Here is a 9,039-nt window from a genome sequence, read left to right as displayed (position 1 = left end):
GGGCGGCACGCGCGCGGGATCCTCAACACGCTCATCCGTGAGCTCGCCGCCGAGGAGGCGCGCGTGCCGGCGTACCCGGTGCAGAACACACGATCCGGCCAGGACCACGACGGCGCCGGGTGGCGGCTGGACGCTGTCGAACGTGTGCAGCAGCCGCTCGGCGGCGGACGCGCAGATCCGCGCGGCGACCGGGTCACCGCCCTCGGCGGCGGCGCTGACCGCGGAGGCGAACCGCCCGAGAGCCGCCGGCGGCACGGCGAAGGCCGCCGCGAGCAGCGCTTGGGCACTGTCCTCTCTTTTGTCGGCTTTTATCATGAAATGGTGGCGCGCGGCGTCGACCAGCGCCGTCGGCTCGCCGCGGCCGTCGAGAGCGGCCAGGCACGCCCGCAGCGCACGGACGCCGATCCAGACCGCGGAACCCTCGTCACCGAGCAGCCAGCCGTACCCGTCGCACCGGTGCTCCAGCACACCGTCGCGGAACCGGGCGGCCAGGGCGCCGGTGCCGGCGAGCAGGAGCACCCCGTCGGGGTCCGGGGCGCCGGCCGCGAACGCCACCTCCAGATCGGTCACCGTGACCACCTCGCCGGTCAGCCCGGCGTGACTCCAGGCCTGGTCCGCGGCGGCCCGGAAAGCCGCTCGGCCCGCGCCGGCCGAGCCCGCCGCGCCGAGGACACCGAGGCGCACCCGCGTACGATCGACCGTGCCCAGCGCCTCGGTCAGCGCCGCACACAGGCTCGCGCTCACCTCGCCGCCGCTGCTGTTGCGGTTCGCGCCGCCGGCCACACCCCGGCCCACCACGGCGCCGTCGAGAGTGGCGACCACACATCTCGTGGTCGTGGCACCCGCGTCCACGCCGACAACGAACGTCATCCGGTGACCGTACCGTCGAGCAGAGGAAGCATGTGTTCATGACCGACACAGCAGTGCGAGCGCGGGGCCTGCTGCCGTCGCTGTCCCCGGCGGAACAGCGGGTCGCACAGGTGATCATCGACGAGGCGGGTGCGGCCTCGCGCCTCACGATCACCGGGCTGGCCGAGCGGGCCGGCGCCAGCGAGGCCACGGTGATCCGGTTCTGCCGGGCGATGGGGTTCGCCGGCTACTCCCAGCTGCGGCTCACCCTGGCTGCCGAGTCCGGCCGGGCGTACGAGGTCACCGACGAGCCGATCGGCAGCGACATCAGTGAGAGCGACGACCTGTCCCAGGTGGTCAAGAAGATCGCGTTCGCCGACGCCAAGGCCGTCGAGGAGACCGCCTCGCAGATCGACATCGCGGTCCTCGAACAGGTCGTCGCGCTGGTCGCCGGGGCGCGGCGGGTGGACATCTACGGTGTCGGGGCGAGCGCGTTCGTGGCCCTGGACTTCCAGCTCAAGTTGCACCGGATCGGGCGGACCGCGTACGCGTGGAGCGACACCCACCTGGCCCTGACCAGCGCGGCCCTGCTGGACGACCGGGACGTGGCGTTCGGGATCTCACACACCGGCGCGACCAGCGACACGATCGACGCGTTCACCGAGGCGGGGCGGCACGGTGCGCGTACCGTCGCGCTGACCAACTTCCCCCGCTCCCCGATCACGAAGCACGCGGATCTGGTGCTGACGACGGCGGCCCGCGAGACGACGTTCCGCTCGGGGGCCACGGCCAGCCGGCTGGCTCAGCTGACCGTCATCGACTGCGTGTTCGTCGGGGTCGCGCAGCGGACGTTCGTGGAGACGCGGACGGCGCTGGACGCCACATACACCGCGATCAAGGGGCGCCGCCTCGGCGGCGGGGGGCGCGGCATCGGGGACGGCGGGCGCGGCATCGGGGACGGCGGGCGCGGCATCGGGGACGGGGGGCGCGGCATCGGGGACGGCGCCGACGGCGGCCGCGGTATCGACGGGGGCCGCGGGTGAGGCCCGTGGACGAGGCGCCGCTGGCGCGCACCGAGCAACGCAACCCCCGCAGCACGTCGATCGACCGGATGAGCACCCTCGACCTGCTCCGCCTGATCAACGCCGAGGACAGTCAGGTGCCGCTGGCGGTCGCGGACGTACTGCCCTTTCTGGCCGACGCCGTCGAACTGGCGGTGGCGGCGCTGGCCGCCGGGCACCGGGTGGTCTATGTCGGCGCGGGCACGTCCGGGCGCATCGCGGTTCTCGACGCGGCCGAGCTCATCCCGACGTTCGGCCTGGAGCCGGGCCGGGTCGTCGCGCACATAGCGGGCGGGACTCCGGCGCTGACGCGACCGTCGGAGGCGGCGGAGGACGACGAGGGGGCGGGGTCGGCGGCGGTCGCGGACGTCAGCGCCGGCGACGTCGTGGTCGGGGTCACGGCAAGCGGGCGTACGCCGTACGTCAAAGCCGCCTTGACCACCGCACGTGCGCGCGGCGCCCACACGGTCCTGATCTCCGCCAACCCCGCGTCCCCGATCGCACCCGGCGTCGACGTCCACGTGGCGCCCGACACCGGCCCCGAGGTCCTCACCGGCTCCACCCGGATGAAAGCCGGCACCGCCCAGAAGCTGGTCCTCAACGCCTTCTCCACCGCGACGATGGTCCGGCTGGGCCGCACCTACTCCAACCTGATGACCGACATGCTGGCGAGCAACACCAAACTCCGCGACCGCCAGCTACGCATCCTGGCCGAGGCGACCGGCGCCGACGTGGACGAGTGCCGCGAGGCCCTGCACGAGACCGGCGGCGACGCGAAGGTGGCGGTGGTGACGCTGATCGCGGGCGCCACGGCGGAGGCGGCGGCCCAGGCCCTGGCCGCCACCGACGGCCACGTGCACCGGGCCCTGCGCCTCCTCGACGTCCAGCCGTAGGTCAGGACGCCGAGACCCACACGTCGCAACCCAGCGTGTGGAGTACAGCCCCGCAGCGCACCCCAACTCCACACGCTGAGAACGGGCCCTCAACAGAACGTGTGGAATACAGCCCCACAGCACGCCCCAACTCCACACACTGGGAACGGGCCCTCAACAGAACGTGTGGAGTACAGCCCCGCAGCGCACCCCAACTCCACACGCGGGAACGGGCCGTGGCGTGCCCGGCTCACCCCACGAGGTGGGGTGGGAGGGTCAGGCCGGCGATCAGGCCGAGCACCGCGCACACGCCGAGCACCCGCAGGACCGGCCACTTCAGTGTGAAGATCAGGACGGCGGCCACCGCGGCGATGCCCACCGGCACCCAGCGGATGCTCGCCGGGTCGGGCACCTGCAGGCTCAGCGGGCCGGTGGTGACGGTGGCGAAGAGGGTGTGCACGGCGAAGTAGAGGCCGAGGTTCGCGATGACGCCGACGACCGCGGCCGTGATGCCGGTCAGGGCGGCGGAGAGGGCGACGTTTCCGCGCAGACGTTCGACGTACGGGGCGCCGAGCAGGATGAACAGGAAGCAGGGCACGAACGTCACCCAGGTGGTCAGCAGCGACGCGACGACGCCGGCCACCCACGGGTCGAGGGTGCCGGGGTGGTGGTACGCGCCGAGGAACGCGACGAACTGGACCACCATGATCAGGGGGCCGGGGGTGGTCTCGGCGAGGGCGAGGCCGCGGACCATGTCGCCGGCGGAGAGCCAGCCGTAGTACTCGACGGCGCGCTGGGCTACGAAGGCCAGCACGGCGTACGCGCCGCCGAACGTGACGACGGCGGCGCCGGAGAAGAACAGGCCCTGCTGGGTGAAGACGCTGCCGGTGCCGGTGGTGACGGCGACGAGCACGACCGGCAGGAACCAGAGCACGAGCCCCACGGTCAGGATGGTCGCGGTGCGCCGGGCCGAGGGGCGGTCGTCGTGGAGGGCGTCGTCGGAGATCAGCGGCGCGGGCCCGTCGTCGCCGCTGCCGTGCGCTGCGGGTGGCGGCTGTCTGCGGAGCAGCACCCATCCGGCCAGACCGGCGAGGGCGACCACGATCGGGAACGGCACGCCGAACACGGCGAGGGCCAGGAAGGCGGTCACGGCGAAACCGACGAGCAGGCGACTGGTCAGGGCACGGCTGCCGAGCCGCCACACGGCCTGCGCGACGATCGCCACGACAGCGGGTGCCAGTCCGGCGAAGAGGGCGGTGACGACGGTCGTGTCGCCGTAACCCGCATAGATCGCGGACAGGGCGAGCAGCGCGACCATGCCGGGCAGCACGAACAGCGTGCCGGCGACCAGCCCGCCGCGCAGGCCGTTGAGCAGCCACCCGACGTAGATGGCCAGCTGCTGCGCCTCCGGTCCGGGCAGCAGCATGCAGTAGTTGAGCGCGTGCAGGAACCGGCGCTGCCCGATCCACCGGCGCTCGTCGACCAGGTGCCGCTGCATGACGGCGATCTGACCGGCCGGCCCGCCGAACGTCTGCAACGAGATGGCGAACCAGGCGCGCACGGCCTGGCGGAACGGAACGACATCACGCTGCGACGCCGGGCCGGTGGTGGTCATCGGTTGCTTCTCCTCCACGGGCTGCGGATCCCCGGCGACGGTAATCATGGCTGCCGCCTACGGGCAACCAGGGGGCAGCGCCCCGCGGTGTGCGTCCTGACAGCACCTGCTGGCTGCAAACAGTGATGCAGGTCGCGACTGCCAGGCACAGTCGATCTATCCTCTTGCAATCGCCGGGCGATAGAGTGTCGTCGTAGCAGCGTGAGGGAGGACACTTTGCGGACATTTCGCCTGGCGGCGATGGCGCTCGCCGCCGCGCTCGCCCTGGGAGCGGCCGGTTGCGGCGACGACGGCACGGACACCGGCGCGGGCTCGGGTGCTCCCAGCGGCGGGACCGGCGGTGCGGTGACCGTGTTCGCGGCGGCCTCGCTCACCGAGTCGTTCACCGCGCTCGGCAAGCAGTTCGAGCAGGCCCATCCGGGCACCACCGTGACCTTCAACTTCGCGGGCAGTTCGGCGCTGGCCACGCAGATCAACGAGGGCGCTCCGGCGGACGTGTTCGCCTCGGCCGCGCCGAAGAACATGGCGGCTGTCACCGATGCCGGCAACGGCGGCGGGACACCGGTCACGTTCGTGAAGAACCAGCTGGTCATCGCGACGGCCAAGGGCAATCCGAAGGGGATCACCGGGCTGGCCGCCCTGGCGAAGCCGGACCTCAAGGTGGCCCTGTGCGCCGAGGCCGTGCCGTGCGGCGCGGCCGCGAGGACCGCCGTCGAGGCGGCCGGTGTGAAGATCACGCCGGTGACACTGGAGCAGGACGTCAAGGCGGCGCTGTCCAAGGTGAAGCTCGGCGAGGTGGACGCGGCTCTGGTCTACCGCACCGACGCCAAGGCCGCCGCGGCCGACGTCGACGCGGTGGAGTTCCCGGAGTCGGCGAAGGCGATCAACGAGTACCCGATCGTGGTGCTGAAGAACGCGAAGAACGCGGCTGGCGGGCAGGCGTTCATCGACTACGTGCTCTCCCCCGACGGCGCGAAGGTGCTCACCGAGGCGGGCTTCCAGGCACCCTGACAGACGCCCTGAGACGGTAGGGTCCGGCGCATGGACGCGGATGACGTGCGCCGGATCTTTCTGGAGCTGCCCGAGGCCGAGGAGTACGAGCACGGCGGCCTGCCCGCCTTCCGGGTGCGCGGCAAGCGGTTCGCCAGCATGCTCAGCCAGGACAGCGTGCACCTGATGCTCGGTGAGGACGGCATCCGCGAGGCCGCCGCGGAGTGGCCGCAGTGGTGCTCGGTGAGGAGCTTCGGGCAGCGGCTCAGCTCCGCCGACGTGCGGTTCGCGACGATCGACCCGGATATCCTGCGCGAGCTGGCGACCGACGCCTGGGCACGCCGAGCACCGAAAAGCCTCAGCCGCGCACCGGAAAGCCTCAGCCGCGCACCGAAGAGCCTCACCCCCGGATCGCGTACAACTCCACCAGCGCCTCCGACAGCGCGGCCGGGTCGCACGCGCCCATCGGGGTGACCCGTGCGCGCTGCCAGTGGTCGGAGCGCGAGTCGTCCACCCAGATCTCGCTGATCCGCTGGTCGGTGAGCGTGACGTTGTACGTCGACGTCGGCAGCCCCGGCTCCAGCTCGGCGATCACCGTGGTGTCGCCCAGCCGGTACGTCAGCTGGGTGTGCACGTACGACGAGTCGTGATAACCGTTGCCCTCCCACCCGCGGTTCCTGGGCTGCGCGAGCTGGTCGGGTGTGACCGGCCCGAATCCCGGCAGGCTCGTCGCCGCCCGCTCCGCCTCGGTCAGCACCACCGCCGGCCGGTGCACCTGCGGGAACGGCTGCAGGATCTCGTAGTCACCGAAGATCTGCGCCCACTCGGGCAGGTCCGCGCCGAGCAACGCCGGGTGCACGATCCCGAGCTGGGCGGCGCCGTCCACGACCGCGACCGCGTCGTCGATGTCGGCGAACGTGCCGTCCTCCGCGATCCGCAGCGCCCGGATCAGGTTGCCGGAACCGTCGTACTCACCCCACAGCAGCCGCCGCGTGATCCGCCCGAGGATCGGGTGCGGCAGCACGACCTCCGCGAGGTGCCAGGCCGGGCGGAGGCGGTGCGCGAGCATCTCCCGTTCGAACCGCGCGATCTGCGCCGCCGCGGTCGCCCGCAGATCCTTCTTGAGCTGAAGGAACCACTGGTAGGCGCCCGGATTCGTGTCCCGCACACCGGGCCGGGGCGGCCGTGCCAGGATCCGCCCGTCGGCGCCGACCACGTGCGGGGTGAGGTGGTCGTCGGTGCCGACCGCGAACCGCCGCGGCCCGTAGTCCAGCGTCAGCCCGGCGTCCAGACCGTGCGTGATCGCCAGCCGGTCCGCCAGCTCGGTGACGGTCCGGCCGCGCCGCGCCGACGCCCGCGTGAGGTAGTCGAGGACCCGGTCGTTGGTCGCGCCGCCCGACATGCGTTCCTCGATCGCGAGCAGATGCCGCAGCGCCACGTCGGAGGCCACCGTGGACAGCATCGCGTACCCGTCGATCGCCCGCGCGTACCGGCTCTTCGCCGGCCACGATCGCAGCAGCGGCTCGAACCTGTCCATGGTGGCGTCGTCACCGAGGTAGGCCTGCGCCAGCACCACCCACGCCTCCGCCGCCGGCATGTCAGCGGACAGCCAGGCGTCCAGAAGCGCGCGCCCGTACTCCGCGCGGCTCGCCGGATCGGACCGCGCGATCAGCTTCTCGGTCTCCGGATCCAGGGGTGCCACCAGCGGCTGCGCGGCCTCCGCCGACGGGACGGCGAGCGGAAGGTCACTGCCGGGCGGGTGGAGATCACCCGGTGCCGGTTCCGGCGGATCCTCCAGGCGCAGCCGCATCAGCCCGTCGATCAGCCGCGCGACGTCGCTCTCCGCCATCGGCCCACCGCCGGCCAGGCGAAGCTCCGGCAACATCGCCGGAGGAGACCATTGCGATGCTTTCGCTTTCTTCGAGGGTACGAGTGAAAGCACAGATTCCGGCGTGAGCTCTTCCCCGGGCGGCACGCCGAACAGTGCTCCGACCGCGGCGAGTGCGCTTTCTCCGTACCCTCTGGCGGTTTTGATCAAAATCGGACCGTGACCGATGGCAGCCAGATGGCGCAACGCTTCCTCGGCGTTCTGCCGCACCCGGCTCGGCTTGCCGACAGCGGCCGGGATCAGCGCCCGTGCCGCCGCCTCCGGGTGCCGCTGCAGCCACAGCCGCGCCCACAGCCGCGCGGAACCGAGGTGCCGCAGCCAGCCCGCGATCACCCTGGCCGGCTCCGGACCGCGGAACGGCAGCATCAGCAGGCCCAGCCCGTCGGCGTCCTCACCCACCTCCTCGAGCACGAAGACCAGCGCGTCCCGCTCGAACCGCGCGACCGCCACCCGGCCGACGTCGATCCGCTGACGGTGCCGCAGCACCCTGGGCTTCTGCAGCAGCGCCCGCGCGGACGCCTCCGGCCCCTTCACGAACAGCCAGGAGATCTGCATCGGGCTCAGATCGGAGAGCCGGTCGGCGCCGGTGGCCGCCTTCCCCCAGCCCGCCTCCTCCCGGCCGTGATCAATAGCGGCCGCCCGGGAGAGCCAGTGCTCGCGCTCACCGTCCGCCCAGGCCATCACGGTCTCGTCCGCACACACCAGCCCGTGAACCACACCCGGCCCGCGCCCGTTCCCCGCCGCCATCCCCCGCCTCCCCGTCGATCAGTCAAGAGACCGTATCGGACGGTCAATCGCGCTCCTTGGGCGTGCGGAGAAACGACCGGCGGCGCCGCTTGCGCAGCCACCGTCCGGTGGTCTCGAAGGCGCCCGGAAGAACACCCACCGCCAGGCCGAACGCCGCACCGGCGAACGCGACACCGGCGTTGCCCCAGCGCTCTGCGTCCAGTCGCCGGGACGTCAGGAACACCGCGAAGGAACCGGTCCACCTGTTGGCTCAGGGCGGCTCTGCCCGCGACGGTGATCCGGCCGTAGTTCACCCGGTTCTCGCCGTTGGTCAGGTAGAAGGCGTAGGTCTGCCCGTAATAGACGGGCGGGAACTCAGCTGTGTGGCGAACGTCGCCGGACCGCTCGTCGTAGGTCACGTACGCCGTCCTGCATCCGGCGGTCGCGCCTGGAGGGAGATCGCACAGCTCGACGATAGCCAGGGCGGTCCAGGAACTGCTCCCGGCTCAGCGGGCCTGCCCGGGTACGGAGGTCTCGTAGACGAGCTCCAGGCCGTCCTCCTCGTCCCACTGCTCGCCGACCTGCTCGAAGCCGTACTGCAGGGCCAGCTGGGAGGAGGGCAGGTTTTCGGGGCGGATGCTGACGCGGACGCGGTGGACGTCCGGCTCGCGGGCGGCTCGGGCGAGCAGGCTCTCCAGGGCGGCGCGGGCGTAGCCGCGGCGGCGGTGCAGCGGGTCGACGCGGTAGCCGATCTCGACCATGCCCTCGTCGTCGGGCGGGCCGTGGAAGCCGGCGGCGCCGACGGCCATCTGCCGAGCCTCGTCCCAGATGACGCCGGTGACCCAGGCGGCGCTCGCCGGATCGAGGTCGCACTGGACGGCGCGCATGTGCCAGAGCCCTCGGCACTCGAACCCGGTCAGGTAGGGCGAGAGCGGCACCGGCGTGTCGGCCAGGTCGCCGCGGGCCAGGGCGTGGAAGGCCGCGCTGCTCAGATGGACGATGCGCACGTCAGGTGCCGGATCACTCACCGGGCCCAGC

General features: G+C 72.3%; 9 protein-coding genes. 4 read left to right on the top strand and 5 right to left on the bottom strand.

From position 1 onward, the window contains the following. Positions 1–870: BadF/BadG/BcrA/BcrD ATPase family protein (locus AB0M02_RS33185; RefSeq protein WP_364234113.1), on the bottom strand; the 870-nt coding region annotated here is incomplete at its 3' end. 38 nt (positions 871–908) lie between these two features. On the opposite strand from AB0M02_RS33185, the gene AB0M02_RS33180 reads away from it, so the two are divergent. Together AB0M02_RS33180 and murQ are read left to right on the top strand one after the other, a co-directional pair. Beyond that, positions 909–1,892 (top strand): MurR/RpiR family transcriptional regulator, encoded by a 984-nt coding sequence (locus tag AB0M02_RS33180; RefSeq protein ID WP_364234110.1) that lies wholly within the window; start codon positions 909–911, stop codon positions 1,890–1,892. Positions 1,893–1,897: 5 nt separating this feature from the next. Then, complete coding sequence (gene murQ, locus AB0M02_RS33175; protein ID WP_364234107.1) at positions 1,898–2,803, top strand: N-acetylmuramic acid 6-phosphate etherase; 906 nt, start codon at positions 1,898–1,900, stop codon at positions 2,801–2,803. Between the two features lie 229 nt (positions 2,804–3,032). On the opposite strand, the gene chrA is transcribed toward murQ, so the two are convergent. Further along, positions 3,033–4,445, bottom strand: a complete 1,413-nt coding sequence (gene chrA, locus AB0M02_RS33170) for a chromate efflux transporter (protein WP_364234105.1) — start codon at positions 4,443–4,445, stop codon at positions 3,033–3,035. A 192-nt stretch (positions 4,446–4,637) separates the two neighbouring features. Between chrA and modA the strand changes: the two genes are divergently transcribed. Beyond that, positions 4,638–5,408 (top strand): molybdate ABC transporter substrate-binding protein, encoded by a 771-nt coding sequence (modA, locus tag AB0M02_RS33165; RefSeq protein ID WP_364234131.1) that lies wholly within the window; start codon positions 4,638–4,640, stop codon positions 5,406–5,408. A 30-nt stretch (positions 5,409–5,438) separates the two neighbouring features. Continuing rightward, complete coding sequence (locus AB0M02_RS33160; RefSeq protein ID WP_364234103.1) at positions 5,439–5,861, top strand: hypothetical protein; 423 nt, start codon at positions 5,439–5,441, stop codon at positions 5,859–5,861. Here AB0M02_RS33160 and AB0M02_RS33155 read toward each other — a convergent pair. From AB0M02_RS33155 to AB0M02_RS33145, 3 genes are all read right to left on the bottom strand, one after another. Then, positions 5,788–8,022: a DUF4132 domain-containing protein gene (locus AB0M02_RS33155; RefSeq protein ID WP_364234100.1), complete on the bottom strand. Its 2,235-nt coding sequence runs from the start codon at positions 8,020–8,022 to the stop codon at positions 5,788–5,790. The two genes, AB0M02_RS33160 and AB0M02_RS33155, sit on opposite strands and share 74 nt — an antisense overlap. Before the next feature lie 43 nt (positions 8,023–8,065). Next, positions 8,066–8,245 carry a hypothetical protein gene (locus AB0M02_RS33150; protein WP_364234099.1) on the bottom strand — a complete coding sequence of 60 codons (180 nt, stop codon included), beginning with the start codon at positions 8,243–8,245 and terminating at the stop codon, positions 8,066–8,068. Positions 8,246–8,507: 262 nt separating this feature from the next. Further along, entirely contained in the window at positions 8,508–9,029 is a 522-nt protein-coding gene (locus AB0M02_RS33145) for a GNAT family N-acetyltransferase (RefSeq protein ID WP_364234097.1), read from the bottom strand. Positions 9,030–9,039: the final 10 nt, after the last annotated feature.

The sequence above is a fragment of the Actinoplanes sp. NPDC051861 genome (genome assembly GCF_040681145.1).
Lineage (GTDB): Bacteria > Actinomycetota > Actinomycetes > Mycobacteriales > Micromonosporaceae > Actinoplanes.
Note: the sequence above shows the minus strand (reverse complement) of the source record. Positions and strands in the feature narration are given on the sequence as shown.

Bases quoted from the DNA above. Each gene is read 5' to 3' on its own strand.
- AB0M02_RS33180 (WP_364234110.1), top strand. From the start codon at position 909: ATGACCGACACAGCAGTGCGAGCGCGGGGCCTGCTGCCGTCGCTGTCC.
- chrA (WP_364234105.1), bottom strand. From the start codon at position 4,445: ATGATTACCGTCGCCGGGGATCCGCAGCCCGTGGAGGAGAAGCAACCG.
- modA (WP_364234131.1), top strand. From the start codon at position 4,638: ATGGCGCTCGCCGCCGCGCTCGCCCTGGGAGCGGCCGGTTGCGGCGAC.
- AB0M02_RS33160 (WP_364234103.1), top strand. From the start codon at position 5,439: ATGGACGCGGATGACGTGCGCCGGATCTTTCTGGAGCTGCCCGAGGCC.
- AB0M02_RS33155 (WP_364234100.1), bottom strand. From the start codon at position 8,022: ATGGCGGCGGGGAACGGGCGCGGGCCGGGTGTGGTTCACGGGCTGGTG.